Source organism: Lysobacter sp. BMK333-48F3 (assembly GCF_019733395.1).
Lineage (GTDB): Bacteria > Pseudomonadota > Gammaproteobacteria > Xanthomonadales > Xanthomonadaceae > Lysobacter.
The window spans coordinates 2,071,550-2,090,907 of record NZ_JAIHOO010000001.1 but is presented as its reverse complement, the minus strand read 5'-3'; the positions used below and the strand labels follow the sequence as shown (position 1 = coordinate 2,090,907).

20 protein-coding genes are annotated in these 19,358 nt (G+C 69.7%); 7 read left to right on the top strand and 13 right to left on the bottom strand.

Annotated elements, in window-relative coordinates:
• Positions 1–5 precede the first annotated feature (5 nt).
• From K4L06_RS08815 to K4L06_RS08805, 3 genes are all read left to right on the top strand, one after another.
• Complete coding sequence (locus tag K4L06_RS08815) at positions 6–380, top strand: hypothetical protein (RefSeq protein WP_221671042.1); 375 nt, start codon at positions 6–8, stop codon at positions 378–380.
• Between the two features lie 247 nt (positions 381–627).
• Positions 628–1,620: a bile acid:sodium symporter family protein gene (locus K4L06_RS08810; protein WP_221671041.1), complete on the top strand. Its 993-nt coding sequence runs from the start codon at positions 628–630 to the stop codon at positions 1,618–1,620.
• Positions 1,621–1,703: 83 nt separating this feature from the next.
• On the top strand, positions 1,704–2,333 hold the full coding sequence (locus K4L06_RS08805; RefSeq protein ID WP_221671040.1) for a hypothetical protein: 630 nt from the start codon (positions 1,704–1,706) through the stop codon (positions 2,331–2,333).
• Positions 2,334–2,340: 7 nt separating this feature from the next.
• Here the strand turns inward: K4L06_RS08805 and cyoE are convergent, their stop codons facing one another.
• The 4 genes from cyoE to K4L06_RS08785 all read right to left on the bottom strand — a co-directional run bounded on the left by cyoE (position 2,341) and on the right by K4L06_RS08785 (position 5,804).
• A complete protein-coding gene (cyoE, locus tag K4L06_RS08800) occupies positions 2,341–3,273 on the bottom strand; it encodes a heme o synthase (protein WP_221671039.1) in 933 nt (310 codons plus the stop codon).
• Positions 3,273–4,433: a COX15/CtaA family protein gene (locus K4L06_RS08795; RefSeq protein ID WP_221671038.1), complete on the bottom strand. Its 1,161-nt coding sequence runs from the start codon at positions 4,431–4,433 to the stop codon at positions 3,273–3,275. The genes cyoE and K4L06_RS08795 overlap by 1 nt, the downstream gene beginning before the upstream one ends.
• Positions 4,434–4,500: 67 nt before the next feature.
• On the bottom strand, positions 4,501–5,082 hold the full coding sequence (locus K4L06_RS08790) for a hypothetical protein (RefSeq protein WP_221671037.1): 582 nt from the start codon (positions 5,080–5,082) through the stop codon (positions 4,501–4,503).
• The gene (locus K4L06_RS08785) at positions 5,079–5,804 is read right to left on the bottom strand and encodes an SURF1 family protein (protein WP_221671036.1); all 726 of its coding nucleotides are present in this window, start codon (positions 5,802–5,804) and stop codon (positions 5,079–5,081) included. The genes K4L06_RS08790 and K4L06_RS08785 overlap by 4 nt, the downstream gene beginning before the upstream one ends.
• Positions 5,805–5,870: 66 nt before the next feature.
• Between K4L06_RS08785 and K4L06_RS08780 the strand changes: the two genes are divergently transcribed.
• On the top strand, positions 5,871–6,098 hold the full coding sequence (locus tag K4L06_RS08780; RefSeq protein WP_221671035.1) for a twin transmembrane helix small protein: 228 nt from the start codon (positions 5,871–5,873) through the stop codon (positions 6,096–6,098).
• 368 nt (positions 6,099–6,466) lie between these two features.
• On the opposite strand, the gene K4L06_RS08775 is transcribed toward K4L06_RS08780, so the two are convergent.
• The 5 genes from K4L06_RS08775 to coxB form a co-directional block, all read right to left on the bottom strand.
• Positions 6,467–7,345 carry a cytochrome c oxidase subunit 3 gene (locus K4L06_RS08775; RefSeq protein ID WP_221671034.1) on the bottom strand — a complete coding sequence of 293 codons (879 nt, stop codon included), beginning with the start codon at positions 7,343–7,345 and terminating at the stop codon, positions 6,467–6,469.
• A 29-nt stretch (positions 7,346–7,374) separates the two neighbouring features.
• Positions 7,375–7,989 carry a cytochrome c oxidase assembly protein gene (locus K4L06_RS08770; protein ID WP_221671033.1) on the bottom strand — a complete coding sequence of 205 codons (615 nt, stop codon included), beginning with the start codon at positions 7,987–7,989 and terminating at the stop codon, positions 7,375–7,377.
• Positions 7,986–8,120, bottom strand: coding sequence for a hypothetical protein (locus K4L06_RS22590; protein ID WP_255595026.1), 135 nt, complete (start codon positions 8,118–8,120; stop codon positions 7,986–7,988). The genes K4L06_RS08770 and K4L06_RS22590 overlap by 4 nt, the downstream gene beginning before the upstream one ends.
• Positions 8,121–8,184: 64 nt before the next feature.
• Positions 8,185–9,813 carry a cytochrome c oxidase subunit I gene (gene ctaD, locus K4L06_RS08765; RefSeq protein ID WP_221671032.1) on the bottom strand — a complete coding sequence of 543 codons (1,629 nt, stop codon included), beginning with the start codon at positions 9,811–9,813 and terminating at the stop codon, positions 8,185–8,187.
• Between the two features lie 27 nt (positions 9,814–9,840).
• Positions 9,841–10,749 carry a cytochrome c oxidase subunit II gene (coxB, locus tag K4L06_RS08760; RefSeq protein WP_255595571.1) on the bottom strand — a complete coding sequence of 303 codons (909 nt, stop codon included), beginning with the start codon at positions 10,747–10,749 and terminating at the stop codon, positions 9,841–9,843.
• Between the two features lie 540 nt (positions 10,750–11,289).
• Between coxB and putA the strand changes: the two genes are divergently transcribed.
• Both putA and K4L06_RS08750 read left to right on the top strand, forming a co-directional pair.
• A complete protein-coding gene (gene putA / locus K4L06_RS08755; protein WP_255595570.1) occupies positions 11,290–14,481 on the top strand; it encodes a bifunctional proline dehydrogenase/L-glutamate gamma-semialdehyde dehydrogenase PutA in 3,192 nt (1,063 codons plus the stop codon).
• 442 nt (positions 14,482–14,923) lie between these two features.
• Positions 14,924–15,559: a LysM domain-containing protein gene (locus tag K4L06_RS08750; RefSeq protein WP_221671029.1), complete on the top strand. Its 636-nt coding sequence runs from the start codon at positions 14,924–14,926 to the stop codon at positions 15,557–15,559.
• A 106-nt stretch (positions 15,560–15,665) separates the two neighbouring features.
• Here K4L06_RS08750 and K4L06_RS08745 read toward each other — a convergent pair whose 3' ends face one another.
• Entirely contained in the window at positions 15,666–16,052 is a 387-nt protein-coding gene (locus tag K4L06_RS08745; protein WP_221671028.1) for a hypothetical protein, read from the bottom strand.
• Between the two features lie 222 nt (positions 16,053–16,274).
• Between K4L06_RS08745 and K4L06_RS08740 the strand changes: the two genes are divergently transcribed.
• Positions 16,275–16,748, top strand: coding sequence for a DUF3574 domain-containing protein (locus K4L06_RS08740; protein ID WP_221671027.1), 474 nt, complete (start codon positions 16,275–16,277; stop codon positions 16,746–16,748).
• 1 nt (position 16,749) lies between these two features.
• On the opposite strand, the gene K4L06_RS08735 is transcribed toward K4L06_RS08740, so the two are convergent.
• The 3 genes from K4L06_RS08735 to K4L06_RS08725 form a co-directional block, all read right to left on the bottom strand.
• On the bottom strand, positions 16,750–17,004 hold the full coding sequence (locus tag K4L06_RS08735) for a DUF2164 domain-containing protein (RefSeq protein WP_221671026.1): 255 nt from the start codon (positions 17,002–17,004) through the stop codon (positions 16,750–16,752).
• Between the two features lie 62 nt (positions 17,005–17,066).
• Entirely contained in the window at positions 17,067–17,798 is a 732-nt protein-coding gene (locus K4L06_RS08730) for an MOSC domain-containing protein (protein WP_221671025.1), read from the bottom strand.
• Between the two features lie 122 nt (positions 17,799–17,920).
• On the bottom strand, positions 17,921–19,300 hold the full coding sequence (locus K4L06_RS08725; RefSeq protein WP_221671024.1) for an outer membrane protein transport protein: 1,380 nt from the start codon (positions 19,298–19,300) through the stop codon (positions 17,921–17,923).
• Between the last annotated feature and the right edge of the window lie 58 nt (positions 19,301–19,358).

Sequence of the window (19,358 nt, the reverse complement as noted above, 5' to 3'; positions counted from 1 at the left end):
TGGACATGAACAGAGACGAATTGCTCGGCGAGATCGCGCGCCTGATCGTGGTCGACCCCAAGGCCGGCGAGCGGCCCTGGGACGGCTATGCCCTGATCGCCTGGTACGGCGAAGGCATCAGCCGCTTGAACGGCTTCCGCTACGACAAGGGCCAGCCCGGCGAGGCGCTGACGCCGTCGGGCGCGGAGATCGGAAACCGCCTGGAACAGTTGCGCCTGGCCACCCACGTCGCCGGCAAGGCGCCGTGGCGGGTGTGCATCATGCGCATCAACCGCGAAGCGGCGGAAGTCGCGATCGACTTCGAATACGAAGACCCGGGCCGCTGGTACGTGACCCCGGACAGCGCCGCCGAAATCGCCGAGCGCGTGCGCCCCTGCTGAGGCGACGAAACCCGCCTACCGTCATCCCCGCGAAAGCGGGGATCCTGGGCTTCATCGAGGCACGACTCTGAAGTCTCTGGATGCCCGCCTTCGCGGGCATGACGGCTTCGGAAAGACACCGCCAGGCCAATGGCGATCTACGCCACGTCGGCCCTGGCCGCGCCTGATGCACGGCACACCCCAGCCCCCTCTGCCCCAAGACAAGGCAAGATCGCCCTTACCCATCCCCAATCCCCAATCCCGGCCCATGCGCCTGCACGTCGACCGCTTCACCCTGGCCCTGCTGGCCGCCGTCGCGCTGGCCTGGGCCTGGCCGCTGTCCGGCGCGCCGGCCGCAGCGCTGGACCGCTTCACCGACGTCGCCATCGCGGCGCTGTTCTTCCTCCACGGCGCGCGCCTGTCGCGCGAGGCGATCCTCGCCGGCGCGACGCATTGGCGCCTGCATCTGCTGATCTTCGCCGCCACCTTCGCCCTGTTCCCGCTGCTCGGCCTGGCGCTCAAGCCGTTGGCCACGCGCGGACTGACGCCGGAGCTGTACCTGGGTCTGTTGTTCCTGTGCTGCCTGCCCTCGACCGTGCAGTCCTCGATCGCGTTCACCTCGATGGCCGGCGGCAACGTCCCGGCCGCGGTCTGCAGCGCCTCGGCGTCCAGCCTGCTCGGCGTGTTCCTGACCCCGTTGCTGATGAGCGCGCTGGTCGGCGCGCACGGCGGGATGGCCGACCCGGCCGAAGCGATCGGCAAGATCGTGCTGCAGTTGCTGGTTCCCTTCGTCGCCGGCCATCTGCTGCGGCCGTGGATCGGCGCCTGGGTGGCGCGACGGCGCGCGCTGCTGCGCTACACCGACCAGGGCACGGTGCTGCTGGTGGTGTATGCCGCATTCGCCGCGTCGATGGCCAGCGGACTGTGGCAGAGCACACCGGTGGAATCGGTCTATCTGCTGCTGGCGATCTGCGTCCTGCTGCTGGCGACGGTGATGATCGCGCTGACCGTCGCCGCGCGCCGGCTCGGCTTCGACCGCAGCGATGAGATCGCGATCGTGTTCTGCGGCTCGAAGAAAAGCCTGGCCACCGGCGTGCCGATGGCCAAGGTGCTGTTCGCCGGTTCGGCGCTGGGCGCGATCGTGCTGCCGGTGATGCTGTTCCACCAGATCCAGTTGCTGGTCTGCGCCCAGGTCGCGGCGCGGTATGCCCGCCGGTCCCATGCGTCGGCATCGCCGGCGAGCGACGACGTCGCCGACTGAGCCGGCGTCGCGCCGGTTCGCTGCCAGTCAGGGTCCGCGCCCGGGCCGCGCCTACACTCCCCGCACTGCATCGCGAGGACGTCATGCATTCCCCAGGCAAGGATCGCCACGACCGCGTCGTCGCGGGCGCCGTCGTCATCGTCGTCCACGCCCTGCTGGCCTGGACCGCGCACAAGCTGCTGCGCAGCGCGCCGCCGATCGCGACCGCGGTGGAAACCCAGCTGTACTGGATCGTGCGCACGCCGCCGCCGACCGCGCCGGCCTCACCCGCGCGCAGCGAACCGGTCCGGGCACAGCCGCGTCGCGCCACGGCCGCCGTCGGGCGACCGCTCGCGCCCGCATCGACGCACGCGACCTCGTTACCGACATCGCCGGCCGCCATCGCGCCGGCCAGCGCCGACCCGCCCACCGGCCTGTCGGCCGATTTCATCGATCAGGCCCGCCGCCAGGCCGACCGCGGCCTGAGCTTCGCCGCGCGCGATCCGTTCGCGCGCGCCGCGCCGGCCCTGCCCGGCGCCGGCGTCGAACGCTTCCGCATGGCCGCGCCGCGCTCGCCGCAGAGCGTCCTGCGCTCGATCGGCCGCCTGTTCGGCGGCGGCGATCCGGCCGCGCCCTGCCGCGAACTCGGCCGGCAGATCGAGGAAATGGCCCAGGACGGCGATTCGGCGACCTTGCAGGAGGCCTACGCCAGCCACCAGCGCTGGTGCCGCTGAGCGCGGCTCAGCCGGCGCGCTGCAACTGGAACAACGGCGCCGGCTGCAGCGAGGTCGGCAGCCAATGGTCGATCATCAGGAAGGCGAACAGCACCATCAGATAGACGATCGAGTAGTTGAACACCTTCATCGCGTACAGCTCGTCCGGCGGGTTCATCAGCCGCCAGGCGTAGTAGAGGAACATCGCGTCCAGCACCAGCACGCCGAACAGATAGAAGTAGCCGCTCATGCCGAACACGCAGGGCAGCACCGAGACCACCGCCAGCAGGATGGTGTAGAACAGGATCTGCCAGCGGGTGTAGGCCACGCCGTGGGTGACCGGCAGCATCGGCACCATCGCCCGCGCGTAGTCGGCGCGGCGGAAGATCGCCAGCGCCCAGAAATGCGGCGGGGTCCAGACGAAGATGATCAGCACCAGCAGCAGCGCGTGGGCCCAGTCCCACTCGCCCTGCATGCCGGTGACCGCGGCCCAGCCCAGCAGCGGCGGCGCCGCGCCGGCGATGCCGCCGATGACGATGTTCTGCGGCGTGGCGCGCTTGAGGTAGACGGTGTAGATCACCGCGTAGCCGATCAGCGAGGCGAAGGTCAGCAGCGCGGTGATCGCGTTGACCCAGAGCACCAGGATCAGCATCGACGCCGCGGCCAGGATCAGCGCGAACACCAGGGCCTGGGTCGGACTGACCTGGCCGGCGACGATCGGCCGCCACGAGGTGCGCGCCATCTTGGCGTCGATGCGCGAATCCAGCAGCTGGTTGATCGCCGCCGCCGAGGACGCGGCCAGCCAGATGCCGAGGAAACCCAGCACCGACTCGCGCAGCGGCGGCCAGCCAGGCACGGCCATGAACATGCCGACGATCGCGGTGAACACGATCAGCGCGACCACGCGCGGCTTGGTCAGGTCCCAGTACTGCTTGAAGGTGGGGCGGGTGGCGGCGTTCATCACGGCTCCGGCGTGCGCAGGCGCGCGAGCAGCGAGACCAGCACGAACAGCAGCAACGCGGCGCCGGCGTTGTGCGCCACCGCGACCGCCAGCGGCAGGCCCAGCTTGACGTTGGCGATGCCCAGGCCGACCTGCAGCAGGGTCAGCGCGGCGAGCAGGCTGGCCCAGCCGCGCAGGCCCGGGGTGCGCAGCAGCTTCACCGCCAGGCCGATCAGATAGACGAACACCGCCAGCGCCATGATCCGGTGGGCGAGCTGGATCGCGATCCGCGCTTCGCCGTCGAGGATGCCGCCTTCGTAATCCACGCCGATGCCGCGCCAGAGCACGAAGCCCTCGCCGAAGTCGTGGCGCGGCCACCATTGGCCGACGCAGGTCGGGAAGTCGTTGCCGCAGGCCAGCGCGGCGTAGTTGGCGCTGGTCCAGCCGCCGAGCGCGATCTGCACGCCGAGCACGGCGACGCCGAGCGCGATCCAGCGGCACAGCGCCGGCGCGTCGGCCAGGCGGATCGGCCGGTCGGTGGCGCGCCAGGCGACCCAGACCAGCAGCGACAAGGTCAGCAGGCCGCCGAGCAGATGGCCCATGACTACGATCGGCTTGAGCAGCCAGGTCACCGTCCACATGCCGAGCAGGGCCTGGAAGATGATCACCGCCAGGGTCAGCGCGCTGGCCCGCGACAGGTCGGTATTGCTCCAGCGCAGCGCCGCGGCGAGCAGGATGCCCTCGCCGAGGATCGCCAGCGCCGATGCGGCGACATGCTGTCCGCGCATGTACAGCGGAATCGCGATCGCCACCGCCGCCGCCGCGGCCAGCACCTGAGCCACGCCCTTGCTGCGGCGGCGCGCCGAAACCAGGGCCAGGGTCAGGGTCAGCACGCCGAGCAGGCCGGCGATCATGCGGTGGAACTGCTCGCGCCAGGCCTTGTCGACTTCGACCGGACGGATCTGGGTCGCGGCGTGGTCGCCGATCTCGTGCGGCGTGGTCGGCCAGGCGGCGCGGCCGTAGCAGGTCGGCCAGTCCGGACAGCTCAGGCCGGCGTGGGACAGGCGCACGAAGGCACCGAACACGATCACGCACAGCGCCAGCCCCACCGCCAGCCAGGCGATGCGGTGGAAGTTCTTGTACAGGCCCGGGGTCGCCAGGCCTTTGCCGGTTACGCTCATTCTGGAAAGGGTTCCCGCAGCGGCCGGCCGCGGCGACGCCCGCAGGGCGCGCGCGACCGCCGGTCGCTCACATCAGTTTCAGCAGTTTGGACAGATCCGCGCGCAGTCCGCCCGGCTCGAAGCCGGGAGCGTAACGCAGAATCACGAAGCCGTTCGGGTCGACCACGTACACCGGCACCCCGGCCGGGTCGTTCAGCCGCGGCAGGGCCGCGCTCAGCGCCGGCGACGGCGCCAGCACCCGCAACGAGGCCGGACGCGCCGCACCGGCCGGCGGTTCGCCGACCCAAAGCAGCTCGACGTGGTCGGCGTCCTTGCCGAACAACTGCCAGACCGTGTCGAGCTGGCGCGACAACGTGACGCAGGCGGCGGCGCAGCCGGACGGCGGCGCGACCAGGATCCGCCAGGTGCGCGCGCCCGGATTCCAGTCGTAGGCACGGCCGTCGGCCAGCTGCGGCGGCTGCCGGCGCAGGTCGGGCTTGGGCTCCAGCAACTCGCCGTGCTGGCGGTTCACCGCCGGGTGCAGGTCGGAGAAGCGCAGCAACCCGGCGACCAGCATCGGCACGAAGAAGAAGGCGGCGATCAGCAGCAGGGTCAGGCGGTTGCGCTTGCGCTGCTGCGGGGAAACGGTCTGGTTCGGTGTGTCGGTCATGGGCGGGCGCGGCGCGGGCGGAAAGTCAGGATCAGGGCGGTGATCAGCACCGCGGCGGCGAGGGCGAACCACTGCAGGGAATAGCCGCGGTGCTTGTCCGGCGGCAAGGTGTTGGCGAGCAGTTCCAGGTCGCGGTCGTAACCCAGGCGCAACGCCGGATCCAGGCGCAGCACGCGCGGCGCCAACGGCACCGAGATCCCGGCGGCCGACGCGATCGCGGCCGGATCGACCCGGGTCAGCAGCCAGGCCTCGCCTTCGCGCGCCAGGCCGGGACCGAGCGCGATGCCCGGCGACGGCGGCGGCGCGAGCAGGCCGCTGAGCGCGACCTCGCCCTCGGGACGGGCGATCGCCGGCAGACGGCGGTCGCCGGCCAGCGGCAGCCAGCCCAGGTCGACCAGCAACGGCGCGCCCTGGCGCGGCAGGAAGATGCGGTAGGCGCGCACGCCGGCGCGGCCGTGGCGTTGCTGGTTGTCGAGCAACAAGGCGCCGCGTTCGTCGAAGCGGCCCAAGCCCGCGGCCCAGTCGACCGTGGCGCGCCGCGCCGGATCGGCCGCCGCCGACAACGGCCGCGGCAGGCGTTCGCGCAGCACCTGGGCCGCGGCGTCGAGCATGGCCTGCTTCTCGACCGCGCGCCGCGCCTGCCACAGGCCCAGGTTGGCGAACAAGGCGATCGCGCCCAGCGCCAGCGCCCAGCCGAACAGCAGGCTGCCGCGACGGCTCACCCCATCCTCCGAGCGGACTGCGATAATCCGCGCTTCGCACCCGCGCGCGCACCCAAGGAGGCCGCGATGAGCCAAGAGCTGAAGGTCCTGCTGGTTATCGCGTTCCTCGGGGTCATTCTGTGGAACCTGGGCGCGGGCCTGTATTACATGCTGGTGGACAAGGGGCAGAGCAAGCGCACGGTCAACGCGCTCACCCGGCGCATCGCGCTGTCGGTGGCGCTGATCCTGATCGTGATCGTGTCGATCTGGATGGGCTGGATCACCCCGCACGGCGTGGGCTCCAACCCGGGCTGAGGCGACCGGAGCGGCACGGCCCGGCTGCCTATTATGGCGCTGAAGTCTGTGGATGCCCGCCTGCGCGGGCAGGACGGCCCGACGCAGACGCGGCGAATCCCAGCCACGGCCATCCCGCGAAAGCTGCCTACGGCCATTCCTCGAAACCCACCTACCGTCATCCCCGCGAACGCGGGGATCCAGGGCTCCACCGCGACAAGACGTTGAAGTCTCCGATGCCCGCCTGCGCGGCACCACGGCCTGCAGCTTGCGCAGGCCCAGCAAGCCCAGGGACGGAGGGGGTTAAGCCCGCTTAACCCCCTCCGTCCCCGTAAACGCGAAAGGCCGGCATCGCTGCCGGCCTTTCGTCGTCGGTACTGCCTGCGCGCTTACAGCACGTAGACGAACAGGAACAAGCCCAGCCACACCACGTCGACGAAGTGCCAGTACCAGGCCACCGCTTCGAAGGCGAAATGGTTGTCCTTGCTGAAATGACCCTTGAGGCAGCGGAACCAGATCACCGCCAGCATGATCGTGCCCAGGGTGACGTGGGCGCCGTGGAAGCCGGTCAGCATGAAGAAGGTCGAGCCGTAGATGCCCGAGCCCAGGGTCAGGTTCAGTTCCTTGTAGGCGTGGATGTATTCCTCGGCCTGGAAGAACAGGAACAGGCAGCCCAGGGCCACAGTCAGGCCCAGCCACACCAGCAGCGCCTTGCGGTGCGCGCCCTTGAGCGCGTGGTGGGCCAGGGTCACGGTCACGCCCGAGGTCAGCAGGATCATCGTGTTGAGCAGCGGCAGGCCCCAGGCCGGAATGGTCTGGAAGTGGCCGCCGACCTGGCCCGGGCCCGAGCTCGGCCAGGCCGCGCTGAATTCCGGCCACAGCAGGCTGTTGGTCATCACCCCGTCGCCGTCGCCGCCGAGCCACGGCAGGGCGAACTGGCGGGCGTAGAACAGCGCGCCGAAGAACGCGGCGAAGAACATCACCTCGGAGAAGATGAACCAGATCATCCCCATCCGGAACGAGACGTCGACCTGCTTGTTGTAGTGGCCGCGCACCGATTCGCGGACCACGTCGCCGAACCAGCCGAACAGCACGCCGACCATCATCGCCAGGCCGACGAAGAACACCGGCTTGCCCCAGCTGACTTCGTTGAGCCAGCTGGCGATGCCGATCATGGTCGTGAACAGGCCGATCGAGCCGAGGAACGGCCAGCGGCTGCTGTGCGGCACGAAATAGTGATTGGCGTCTGGCGTATGGGCGTGGGCCATGGCGGCGTTCCTGTGGGTGCTGAGCCAGCTTACGGCGCCGCCAGCGGCGAGGAGGCGGCCTTGGAGACCGGTCCCTGCTGCAGGCGCGCGGTGAGCACGTCGTTCTTGAAGAAGGTATAGGACAGCGTAATCGTGTGCACGTCGGCCGGCAGGTTCGGGTCGACGATGAAGCGCACCGGCATCTCCCGCGACTCGCCCGCCTGCAGGGTCTGGGCGGTGAAGCAGAAGCACTCGGTCTTGTTGAAATAGCCCGACGCGCGCGCCGGCGCGACCGACGGCGAGGCGCTGCCGACGATGGCGCGGTCGGTGGTGTTGCGCGCGTAGTAGGTGGTCTCGTACTGCTCGCCCGGGCGCACCTTCATGCTCAGCTGGTGCGGCTTGAAGTCCCAGGGCAGCTTGGAATTGACGCTGCCGTCGAACTGCACCGTGACCAGGCGCGCCGCGGCCGGCGCGGCTTGCGCCTGGGCCTGGCCGGCGCCGCGCTCGAGGCGGATGCCGAACACCTTCTCGCAGGCGATGCGGTACATCGGCACCAGGGCGAAGGTGAAGCCGAACGCGCCCAGCGCGACCAGGATCATGGTCCGGGTCATCTTCGGCCCGGCCTGGCGGCGGGCTTCGACGGTCTGGGCGTCGCGTTCGTTCATTTCGACAGCACCCCGCTGAGGATGAACAACACGTAGATCGTCACCGCCGCGGCGCCGAACCACAAGGCCGTGCGTCGCGCCGCGGCGCGGCGGCGGGCGAGATCCTGCGGATCGGTCGGCGGACGGTTCATCGTCTGTGGCCAGGAAGGCGGCGCGGCGCCCGGGGCGCGCGTCGCATTCCGCGGCGCGGTCCGGTCAGTGGGTGATGTCGCCGTGGGCGAGGTCGCCGTCGCGGATCACCGGCGGGGTGGCGAAGGTGTGGTGCGGCGCCGGGCTCGGCACGGTCCACTCCAGACCCTTGGCGCCTTCCCAGGAACGCGCCTCGGCCTTGACGCCGGAGACCTTCGAGCGCCACAGGATGAAGGCCATCATGAACGGCGTCAGGAACATGCCGAACGCGCCGATCGAGCTGATCAGGTTCCAGTCGGCGAACACGACGTTGTAGTCGGGAATGCGGCGCGGCATGCCGGCCAGGCCGAGGAAGTGCTGCGGGAAGAACAACAGGTTGACGAACACCATGGTCCACCAGAAGTGGAACTTGGCCATGCCCTCGTTGTACATCCGGCCGGTCCACTTCGGCCACCAGTAGTAGACCGCGGCGATGATCGAGAACAGCGCGCCGGTCACCAGCACGTAGTGGAAGTGGGCGACCACGAAGTAGGTGTCGTGGTACTGGAAGTCGGCCGGGACGATGGCGAGCATCAGGCCGGAGAAACCGCCGATGGTGAACAGGATCACGAACGCGATCGCCCACAGCATCGGCGCCTCGAACGAGATCGAGCCGCGCCACATGGTGGTGACCCAGTTGAACACCTTCACGCCGGTCGGCACCGCGATCAGCATGGTCGCGAACATGAAGTAGATCTCGCCACCGAGCGGCATGCCGACGGTGAACATGTGGTGCGCCCACACGATGAACGAGAGGAAGGCGATCGAGGCGGTGGCGTAGACCATCGCCTGGTAGCCGAACAGCGGCTTGCGGCTGAAGGTCGGGATGATCTCCGACACCACGCCGAACGCCGGCAGGATCATGATGTAGACCTCGGGGTGACCGAAGAACCAGAAGATGTGCTGGAACATCACCGGGTCGCCGCCGCCGGCCGCGTTGAAGAACGAGGTGGCGAAGAACTTGTCGGTCAGCAGCATGGTCACCGCGCCCGCCAGCACCGGCATCACCGCGATCAGCAGGAAGGCGGTGATCAGCCAGGTCCAGCAGAAGATCGGCATCTTCAACAGGTCCACGCCCGGGGCGCGCATGTTGAGGATGGTGGCGATGACGTTGATCGCGCCCATGATCGAGCTGATGCCCATCATGTGGATGGCGAAGATCGCGAAGGCGACGTTGGAGCCGCCCTGCAGCGACAGCGGCGGGTACAGGGTCCAGCCGCCGGCCGGGGCGCCGCCGTCCAGGAACAGGGTCATCAGCAGCAGGGTGAAGGCGAACGGCAGGATCCAGAAGGACCAGTTGTTCATCCGCGGCAGCGCCATGTCCGGCGCGCCGACCTGCAGCGGGATCATCCAGTTGGCGAGGCCGACGAAGGCCGGCATCACCCCGCCGAAGATCATCACCAGCGCGTGCATGGTGGTCATCTGGTTGAAGAACTCGGGGCCGCCCGGCAGCTGCAGGCCCGGTTCGGCCAGCTCGGCGCGGATGTAGACCGAGAATCCAGCGCCGATGATGAACATCACGAAGCTGAAGATCAGATACAGCGTGCCGATGTCCTTGTGGTTGGTCGAGAAGAACCAACGCTCGATGAAGCCCTGCTGGTGGGCGTGATCATCGTGGTGATCGTGCTGATCGGCGACGGGGTGCGTGACTGCCATGGCCTACCTCTGATGAATGCTTGACGATCAACCGACGGTCGCAGCGCGCGGAGCGGCGGCCGTGGTGTCGGAATTCGGAGCGGCGGCCGCGGCCGGCGCGGCTTCGGCCGGGGCGGCGGCAGGCGCAGCGGCCGGAGCCGCCGGCGCGGCGGCCGGGGCCGGCGCGTTCTTGGCCTTCTGCTCGGCCAGCCACTGCTGGTACTCGGCCTTGGGCAGGGCGCGGACCACGATCGGCATGAAGCCGTGGTCCTTGCCGCACAGTTCGGCGCACTGGCCGCGGTAGACGCCCGGCTGCTTGATCTCGGTCCAGGCCTCGTTGACGATGCCCGGGATCGCGTCCTGCTTCCAGCCCAGCGCCGGCACCCACCAGGCGTGGATCACGTCGTCGGCGGTGATCACGAAGCGGATCTTGGTGTCGGTCGGCAGCACCAGGACGTTGTCGACGTCGAGCAGGTAGTGCTCGTGGTCGGCGACGGTGATCTTCTTCTTGCTCTGGCGCAGCTGGTCGCTCTTGCGGTCCAGGCGGCTGGTGAAGGCCACGTCCTGGCCCAGGTACTCGTACTTCCACATCCACTGGTAGCCGGTGATCTTCACCGTCATCGCCGAGTCGCGGGTGTCGTACATGTTGATCAGCTTGCTGGTGGCCGGGAAGGCCATCAGCACGAGCAGGGCGACCGGGACCACGGTCCAGACGATCTCCAGCTTGGTGCTGTGGGTGAAGTCCTTGTCGGCCACGGCGCCCTTGGACTTGCGGAACTTGAACATGGCCACGGCCATCGCGCCGAACACCAGCAGGCCGATGATCACGCAGATCCACAGCGCCAGCATGTGCGCCGAATAGGCGTTGGCCGACTGTGCGGTGACGCCCTCGCCCATGTTGAGCTGCCACGGCTTGGGATCGGCCGCCTGGGCGACTGCGAGAACCGGCAAGGCCATCGCGGCGATGCCCACTGCCCACTGCTTGAAACTACCGGCTTTCATCAGATCGAGCCCCAGAAAATCAGTGTGGTGTTCAACGCGCGCTCCGCGGGCTGCCCTTCCCGGGCGCCGGCCGCGCCGATTCTGGCTGAGCGCGGGGACCTTGCGGGAAGAGGTGGCTGGCGAGCCCTGATGAGGGCCCATCACGCCGGCATCGGCGCTACGGATAACCGCGAAATGGTAGCGGTCGCCCCGCCCTGCGGCAACCCGCCGCATGGACAGGAAAAATCGCGCGCAAAGCCAGCAACGGCGGGCTTTCGCGCAATCGAGCCGGTTCCGGCGCGCAGCGCGGGCACGTCGAGGGCGCGACGAGGGCGCGTTCCCGGCCGCTCGCCGGCCGCCGGCGCGCCCCGGCTCGCCATACAGGCCGGGACCGATAGAAAGCTCTAAAATGGCCGTCTTCCTCCCCCCGTCCCGGGTCCGATGTCCACCAACGCCTCCTCCGCCGTCGCCAGCGACGGCCCGCCGCCGCGCTCGCACGCCTCCGCGCCGAGCGCGCTGATCAGCCCCGAACTGCCGCCGCCCGCGGCCGGTCCGCGCGCCGCGCTCACCGCCGGCTGGGTCCGCGACGAAGCCCAGCACGTGCGCGGCCTGCTCGAACTCGCGCGCCTGCCCGATGCCGACCGCACCGCCGCCCAGGCGACCGCGGCCGACCTGGTCCGGCGGGTCCGCGCCCGCGCCCAGGACCAGGGCGCGATCGAAGCCTTCATGCGCCAGTACGACCTGGGCAGCGAGGAAGGCGTACTGCTGATGTGCGTGGCCGAGGCCCTGCTGCGCATTCCGGACCAGGAGACCGCGGACAAGCTGATCCGCGACAAGCTCGGCGACGCCGACTGGAAGCGCCACCTGGGCCAGTCCGACTCGGTCCTGGTCAACGCCTCGACCTGGGGCCTGATGCTGACCGGCAAGCTGGTCGATCTGGCCGACGACACCAAGCGCGACGTCCACAACGCCTTCAAGCGCCTGGTCGGCCGGGTCGGCGAGCCGGTGATCCGGCTGGCGGTGCGCCAGGCGATGCGGATCATGGGCCACCAGTTCGTGATGGGGCGCACCATCGGCGAGGCCCTGGCACGCTCGAAGAAGGGCGACAACGCCAATTACCGCTATTCCTTCGACATGCTCGGCGAAGGCGCGCTGACCACCAAGGACGCGCTGCGCTACCTGCAGGCCTACCGCGACGCGATCCACGCGATCGGCAAACATTTCTCTCCGCATCGCCAAGGCGATGCTCGGGGCAACGACAAGAACGCCGACGTATTCGCCGCGCCGTCGATCTCGGTCAAGCTGTCGGCCCTGCACCCGCGCTACGAGCACGCCAAGCGCGCCCGGGTGTTCGCCGAGCTGACCCCGCGCGTGCTCGAGCTGGCCCAACTGGCCAAAGGCTACGGCATCGGCTTCACCATCGACGCCGAGGAAGCCGACCGGCTGGAGATGTCGCTGGACGTGATCGCCGCCGCCTACGCCGACCCGTCGCTGGACGGCTGGGAAGGCTACGGCCTGGCGATCCAGGCCTACCAGAAGCGCGCCCCGGAGGCGATCGACTTCATCGCCGACCTGGCCCGCCGCCACGGCCGCCGCATCCCGGTGCGCCTGGTCAAGGGCGCGTACTGGGACAGCGAGGTCAAGCGCGCCCAGATCGACGGCCAGGAAGGCTATCCGGTGTTCACCCGCAAGCCGAACACCGACGTGTCCTACCTGGCCAACGCCCGGCGCATGCTGGAAGCCGCGGACGCGATCTACCCGATGTTCGCCACCCACAACGCCCAGACCATCGCCACGATCCACCGTCGCGCCCAGTCGATGGGCCGGGCCCAGCACTTCGAGTTCCAGAAGCTGCACGGCATGGGCGACGACCTGTACGCCGAAGTCATTCCGGCCGACCGCCTCGACGCGCCCTGCCGCGTCTACGCCCCGGTCGGCTCGCACGAAGACCTGCTGCCCTACCTGGTCCGCCGCCTGCTCGAGAACGGCGCCAACTCCAGCTTCGTCAACCGCATCACCGACGAGGACATCGCGATCGAGGACCTGATCCAGGATCCGGTCGAGACCGTGTCCGGCTTCGACAGCATTCCGCATCCGCGCATTCCGCTTCCGGCCGACCTCTACCGCAGCTTCGGCTACGACAGGACCAATTCCATGGGCGTCAATCTCGCCAACGATCAGCAACTGCAGTCCCTCGCCGCCGCCGTCAACGCCGCCGTCGGCGACTGGCGCGCCGCCCCGCTGGTGCCGGGCGCGACCGTGCAGGGCCCGGACATCGCCGTCACCAATCCGGCCGACCGCCGCGAGACCGTCGGCCAGTGGCAGGCCGCCGACAGCGCCACGGTCGAGCGGGCGTTGAGCAACGCCGTCGCCGCCCAGGAAGGCTGGGACGCGACCCCGGCCGCGAGCCGCGCCGCGATCCTCGAGCACGCCGCCAACCTGCTCGAGCAGCGCATGCCGCAGTACCTGGCGCTGTGCACCAAGGAAGCCGGCAAGACCATCCCCGACGGCGTCGCCGAAGTGCGCGAGGCAGTCGACTTCCTGCGCTACTACGGCGCTCACGCGCGCAAGCTGTTCGCGCCGGAAGCGCTGCCGGGCCCGACCGGCGAATCCAACACCCTGCACCTGTCCGGCCGCGGCGTGTTCGTCTGCATCAGCCCGTGGAACTTCCCGCTGGCGATCTTCCTCGGCCAGATCTCCGCCGCCCTGGCCGCCGGCAACAGCGTCATCGCCAAGCCGGCCGAGCAGACCAACCTGATCGGCTACTACGCGGTCAAGCTGCTGCACGAAGCCGGCATCCCCGAAGCGGTGCTGCAGTTCCTGCCCGGCGACGGCGCCACCGTCGGCGCGGCGCTGACCCGCGACCCGCGCGTGGCCGGCGTGGCCTTCACCGGCTCGACCGACACCGCGCGCGCGATCAACCGCGCCCTGGCCGCGCGCGACGCCGCGATCGGCGTGCTGATCGCCGAGACCGGCGGCCAGAACGCGCTGATCGCCGACTCGTCCTCGCTGCCGGAACAACTGGTCAAGGACGCGATCGGCTCGGCCTTCACCTCGGCCGGCCAGCGCTGCTCGGCGGCGCGCGTGCTGTTCGTGCAGGACGACATCGCCGACAAGGTCACCCACATGCTCGCCGGCGCGATGGCCGAGTTGAAGGTCGGCAACCCCGGCCTGCTGTCGACCGACGTCGGCCCGGTGATCGACGAGGACGCGCTGAAGATGCTGGTCGACCATGCCGCGCGCATGGACAAGGAAGCGGTCAAGATCGGCGAAGTCGCGGTCGACGCCGACAGCGCCCACGGCAGCTTCTTCGCTCCGCGCGCCTACGCGCTGAAGTCGCTGGACCAGCTGCACAAGGAAGTGTTCGGCCCGGTGCTGCACGTGATCCGCTGGAAGGCCGATCAGCTGGACGCGGTGATCGACGCGATCAACGCCACCGGCTACGGCCTGACCCTGGGCATCCACTCGCGCATCGACGAGACCATCGACCGGATCAGCGCGCGGGTCAAGGTCGGCAATTGCTACGTCAACCGCAACCAGATCGGCGCGGTGGTCGGCGTGCAGCCCTTCGGCGGCCAGAACCTGTCCGGCACCGGCCCCAAGGCCGGCGGCCCGCACTATCTGCCGCGCTTCACCACCGAGAAGACCATCACCGTCAACACCACCGCGGCCGGCGGCAACGCCTCGCTGCTGACCCTGGGCGATTGATCCGCGTCGCGGCTGCCCAGGCCGCGATGCGCGCAACACCGAAACGGCGCGCCGCCAGGCGCGCCGTTTTTTGTTGGAATTGCTACCGGCGGCCTGCTCTTGTAGGAGCGGCGTAAGCCGCGACCACCGAAGAGACGCACGCAAGCGCAGCATCCGAAGCCCATGCCCCCTCGCGCTCGATGCTTCGTCGCTGCGGATACTCCGCTCGCGCACACCGCTGCGGTGGTCGCGGCTTACGCCGCTCCTACAGGAACCTGCCGCCGGGTTACTCGCCTCATGCGAACGTTCGTTTCGTGCGCGCGATCGCACTGCGGTGCTCGGGCGCGCCCTAGCTAGGGCACGCCCCGGCTGTCGCGCGCCGCGGCACGGCGGGACACTCGCCTGCAGACGCAGTCAGGGGGCTGCTCTCCGTATCCGGCACACGCTCGACGGGAGAGTCACCATGATCCACAACATCGTCCGCGGCGATACCCTGTCCGAAATCGCCCTGCTGTTCCAGACCACGGTCGAGCGGCTGATGTCGCTCAACGACCAGATCGACAATCGCGACCTGATCTTCGCCGGCGACACGCTCAAGCTCGACGGGTTGAGCGAGGGCCGCGGCGACGGCCGCATCGACACCGACAACCGGGTCGATACCGACACCCGAGTCGACACCGGACGCGGCAACGCCGCCGACATCGCCAAGCGCTTCCTCGGCCGCGACGCCAGCGACCTCAAGCGCAGCGGCGAGATCCCGATGAACCCGAACGTGCCCAGCGACGTGTGCTGCGCCAATTTCGTCACTGCCTGCCTGCAGAAGGCCGGCGCGATCGACTGGCACACCGACTCGGTGGTCAATCTGCGCGACCGGCTCATCGACGAAGGCTGGAAGCGGGTCGACGTCAGCCAGGCCAAGCCCGGCGACGTGGTGATCATGCAGAACTCGCGGCAATCGCACACGGTGCTGTTCGCCGGCCTGGACGCCAACGGCAAGCCGCAATTCATCGGCTCCAACAACCGCAACGCCGACGGCACCCAGGAGATCAGCTGGGGCGGCGCCAGCGGCGACTGGTACATCCTGTCCAAGCCGCGCTGAGCGCAGCGCGCGCGGCGCCGCCTTCGTCGCGTTGCGGCCGCTGCCGCAGCGCGGCGACGGCGTGCCTGCGATGGCGCGCAACGCGCGCTTCGCCGCCGGCGAACGCTCAGTAGCCGAACAGGCTCGCCGGCGCGCCGTGTTCCTGCGGCCACGTCTCCCAGGCCACGTCGCCGGGCGCGACCGCCTGCGCGATCAATCGCCACTGCCCGTCGTCGCGCCTGAACAGCGCGGCGTAACGTTCCGACATCGCCCCCGCGGCGGCCTGCTCGGCGTAGTCGGTGCGCTTCCAGTCGATCCGGTTGCCGTCCGGCGCGCGCATGCGCGACAACAAGAACGCCCAATCGCCCTGCCGGTCCAGATGGTCGACCTGCAACTGCAGCGGCAAGCCGACCGCCTGCTCGGCGCGCGGCTGCGCCAGCGCCAGCAGCGGCGCGTAGTCGGCATCGTCGGGCTGCAGGGCCTGCAACCGGACCTGCGCGAATGAAGTGCTCATGAGCGCTCCCAGACTGAGGAACACGGCCGAACGCAAACGGCGCGAGGGCATGGTGGAGGCGCGGTCCGCCGGCGCCGCGCGCGCGGTTCGAAGCGAATCTGCAGGTTAGGCCGGCGCCGCGCGCGCACCTGCGACGGCCATCGCAGATACGCCGTGCCGCGACCGGCGTATCCGCGCGGTTCATCCTGGCAAGATGAGCCCACCGCTCACCGGGACGCCGTCATGCCGCTCGCCCTACGCCACGCACCGCCGCGACCGCCGTTGCGCCTCGCCGTGGCCGCGCTGCTGTGCGCGCTGTCCGGCTGCGCCTCGCTGGCGCCGCTGCCGCTCACGCCCGGCGCCTGCAGCGAACGCCGCCTGGATCGGATGCTGTTCGGCATGAACAGCCCCGATGGACCGGTAAGCGAGGCGCAATGGCAGGCGTTCCTGGCCGAGGTGGTGACGCCGCGCTTTCCCGACGGCCTGACCGTCTACTCGGCCCGCGGCCAATGGCGCGGCGCCAGCGGCCAGATCGAACAGGAGGATTCGCGCGCGATCGATCTGGTCCACGTCGACAGCGCGGACGGCCGCCGCCGCGTGGTCGAGATCGCCGAGTCCTACAAACGACGCTTCCGCCAGGAAGCGGTGCTGATCCTCAGCGCGCCGACCCGCGCCTGTTTCGCCGCCGCCGGCGACGCGCGCGCCGCCGCGGGCTGACTCAGCGCCGCAACTCGGTCGGCCGCTCGAGCTGGTAGCAGGCGTCGGCGATGTCGTCGAACTTGGCCGCCAGCAAGGCCTGCGCGTCGCGCACCCCGCGATTGTAGTAGTGCGCGCCGATCTGCTCGGAAACGAAGTCGAGCAGGAACTCGCCGTCGAAGCGCCCTAAGGGCTGCCCGAGCTCGCGCTCGAAATAGGCCTGCAGCTTGCCGACCAGCAACGCTTTTTCTTCGGCATCGAAACGGATCGCGGACATCGTTCGGGCGGGTGGCGGTCGGGACGCCAGTGTAGGCGAGCCCGGCCTGGCCGAGCGCCCGCTCACGCCGATGCCGGCCCCTCGATGCGCGAGCCCCAGTCCTCGACCGCGTCGCGCGCCAGGCGGTTCTCGACCAGCTTGCGCCACGACGGCACCAGCGGCAGCGCCAGGGCGGCGCGCAGTTCGTCGCGGTCCAGGGTGCGCGTGTACAGCAGGGTCGCCAAGCGTTGCAGGTTCCAGTGCGGCCACGGCCGTTCGATCAGCGCCAGCGCGTCGCCGGCTTCGGCTTCGCCGCTGCGCACCACCCGGTAGTACCAGCCGGTGCGCCCGCTGGCCTGCACCCGCCGCGCCATGTCGGCGACGCCGAAGCGGTCGTTGAGCTTCCAGCACGGCTGCCGTCCCTGGCTGACTTCCAGCACCGCGCCGCCGCAGCGATAGCGATCGCCCAGGCACACGCTCGCCTCGTCCAGGCCGACGCTGCTGAGGTTCTCGCCGAACGCGCCCGGCGCGTCCAGCAGCGCATGCGCGCCGAGCTCCTCGCGCCAGCGCCGGTAATGATCGAAGGGGTAATGGTGCACGGCCTTGTCCGCGCCGCCGTGGACGCGGCGGTCGCCCTGCTCGTCGCCTTCCAGCCCGTGCTCGCCGATCCGCACCCGGCCGACGACGGCGCACTTGTCGATCGCGCTGCAGCTGCCGGGGCGCGTGTACGGTCGCGCGCGGCCGCTCAGCCAGGCCAGCACCGGCACCGCGGCAGCGGCGTGCGGGGCGGATCGGGATTCGGAAGCGATATCCATGCGCGGCGCGACCACGGGCGGAGAATCGCCATCGTGGCACGCGCGAAAAAGAAAAACCCCGCCGAAGCGGGGCTTTTCGTTCAGCCGTGCGGCCCGGGCCTGCGCCCGGACCGCGGGCCCGATCAGAACTTGTACTGAGCCGCGATGCCGAACAGGTCGGCGTGGCCCTTGTAGGTACCGGTCAGGCGCGAGCCGCTGCTCGAGACCACGTCGATCTTCGGGCTGTCGATCTCGATGCGGGTGTAGGCCGCGTCGACGCTCAGGTGCTCGTTGGCGTTCCAGGTCAGGCCGACCGAGTACAGGGTGCGGTCGTTGTCCGGCAGGCGCGGGGTGCGGTGGTGATCGTTGGTCGGGGTCTCGTCCAACGCGATGCCGCCGCGCAGGGTGATGGCGTCGCTGAGGTCGTACTCGGCGCCCAGCGCGTACATCATCGTGTCTTCCCACTCGAACGGCTCGCTGGTGATCGGCGTGCCGTTGGCGCGGACGATGTCCACCGACTGCAGCGAGTGCCAATCGGTCTGCTGCGCATCGAACATCATGCGGAACTGATCGGTGAACTCGTACTGCAGGCTCAGGGTATCGACGCTCGGGGTGGTCAGCTTGGCGCCGCCCGGACCCGAGTTGTACTGGGTGATGCCGCGCGCGGCCAGCAGCGCCGAGACGTTGGCCGGCTTGGTGAAGTCGATGTTGCCTTCCAGCTCGTGGTCGATTTCCGAGCGGTGCGAGTAGCCGATCGAGAACTTGTCGGTCGGCTTCCACTGCAGGCCGATGATCCAGCCCAGGCCGTAGTCGTCGCCCTTGACCTTGGCGTAGCCGTCGTTCTTCTGCGGGCCGAACGGCGCGGCGGCCGGGCTCGGGGTGGTGCAGGCGGCGATGCTGACGCGGCAGATCGCCGAACCGAAGTCGACCGCATTGGTCAGGGTGGCTTCGGCGCGTTCCCAGACCAGGCCGGCGCCGACCGAGAAGCGGTCGGTCAGGGCCAGGCCGGCGGAGAAGGTCAGGTCGATGGTCTTCACTTCCGACTCGACCGCGTGGTAGCGGCCGACCCAGTCGCGGTCGTATTCGGTCTTCAGGCCGAACGGCGCGTTCAACTGGGCGCCGAGGGTCAGCTTCTCGAACGCGCCCGACAGCGGCATCACGATCGACAGCGCCGGCACCGGCTGCGCATCGCCCGGGTCGCCGCCGTTGCCGCCGGTCAGCGGACGCGCGAGCGGGGTACCGGCCGCGGCCGAACCGCCGCCGCGGAACTTCGCGGTCAGGTCGATCACGGTCACGTCGCCGCGAATCGTCAGCGAGTCCAGGTTCACCATCGCGGCCGGGTTGTTGGTCACGACGGCGGCATCGTTCTTGGCGGTGGCGCTGCCGGCGAACGCGCGGCCCTGGTTCTTGACGCTGTTTTCGCGGATCTGGAAGCCGGTCGCTCCGGCCGAACCGACGCTGATGACGCCGGCGATGCCGAGCGCGAGCGCGGTCAGGCGGGAGATGCGGTGTGAGGCTTGCATGCGTGTAGTCTCCGTTGGAGTATTTTTCGTTCTGTCGCGGCGTTGAGCACGGGCCGCG

Excerpts from the sequence above, each read along its gene's own strand:
- K4L06_RS08815 (WP_221671042.1), top strand. The coding sequence starts at position 6 with ATGAACAGAGACGAATTGCTCGGCGAGATCGCGCGCCTGATCGTGGTC.
- K4L06_RS08810 (WP_221671041.1), top strand. The coding sequence starts at position 628 with ATGCGCCTGCACGTCGACCGCTTCACCCTGGCCCTGCTGGCCGCCGTC.
- K4L06_RS08805 (WP_221671040.1), top strand. The coding sequence starts at position 1,704 with ATGCATTCCCCAGGCAAGGATCGCCACGACCGCGTCGTCGCGGGCGCC.
- cyoE (WP_221671039.1), bottom strand. The coding sequence starts at position 3,273 with ATGAACGCCGCCACCCGCCCCACCTTCAAGCAGTACTGGGACCTGACC.
- K4L06_RS08795 (WP_221671038.1), bottom strand. The coding sequence starts at position 4,433 with ATGAGCGTAACCGGCAAAGGCCTGGCGACCCCGGGCCTGTACAAGAAC.
- K4L06_RS08790 (WP_221671037.1), bottom strand. The coding sequence starts at position 5,082 with ATGACCGACACACCGAACCAGACCGTTTCCCCGCAGCAGCGCAAGCGC.
- K4L06_RS08780 (WP_221671035.1), top strand. The coding sequence starts at position 5,871 with ATGAGCCAAGAGCTGAAGGTCCTGCTGGTTATCGCGTTCCTCGGGGTC.
- K4L06_RS08775 (WP_221671034.1), bottom strand. The coding sequence starts at position 7,345 with ATGGCCCACGCCCATACGCCAGACGCCAATCACTATTTCGTGCCGCAC.
- K4L06_RS08770 (WP_221671033.1), bottom strand. The coding sequence starts at position 7,989 with ATGAACGAACGCGACGCCCAGACCGTCGAAGCCCGCCGCCAGGCCGGG.
- K4L06_RS22590 (WP_255595026.1), bottom strand. The coding sequence starts at position 8,120 with ATGAACCGTCCGCCGACCGATCCGCAGGATCTCGCCCGCCGCCGCGCC.
- ctaD (WP_221671032.1), bottom strand. The coding sequence starts at position 9,813 with ATGGCAGTCACGCACCCCGTCGCCGATCAGCACGATCACCACGATGAT.
- coxB (WP_255595571.1), bottom strand. The coding sequence starts at position 10,749 with ATGGCCTTGCCGGTTCTCGCAGTCGCCCAGGCGGCCGATCCCAAGCCG.
- K4L06_RS08750 (WP_221671029.1), top strand. The coding sequence starts at position 14,924 with ATGATCCACAACATCGTCCGCGGCGATACCCTGTCCGAAATCGCCCTG.
- K4L06_RS08745 (WP_221671028.1), bottom strand. The coding sequence starts at position 16,052 with ATGAGCACTTCATTCGCGCAGGTCCGGTTGCAGGCCCTGCAGCCCGAC.
- K4L06_RS08740 (WP_221671027.1), top strand. The coding sequence starts at position 16,275 with ATGCCGCTCGCCCTACGCCACGCACCGCCGCGACCGCCGTTGCGCCTC.
- K4L06_RS08735 (WP_221671026.1), bottom strand. The coding sequence starts at position 17,004 with ATGTCCGCGATCCGTTTCGATGCCGAAGAAAAAGCGTTGCTGGTCGGC.
- K4L06_RS08730 (WP_221671025.1), bottom strand. The coding sequence starts at position 17,798 with ATGGATATCGCTTCCGAATCCCGATCCGCCCCGCACGCCGCTGCCGCG.
- K4L06_RS08725 (WP_221671024.1), bottom strand. The coding sequence starts at position 19,300 with ATGCAAGCCTCACACCGCATCTCCCGCCTGACCGCGCTCGCGCTCGGC.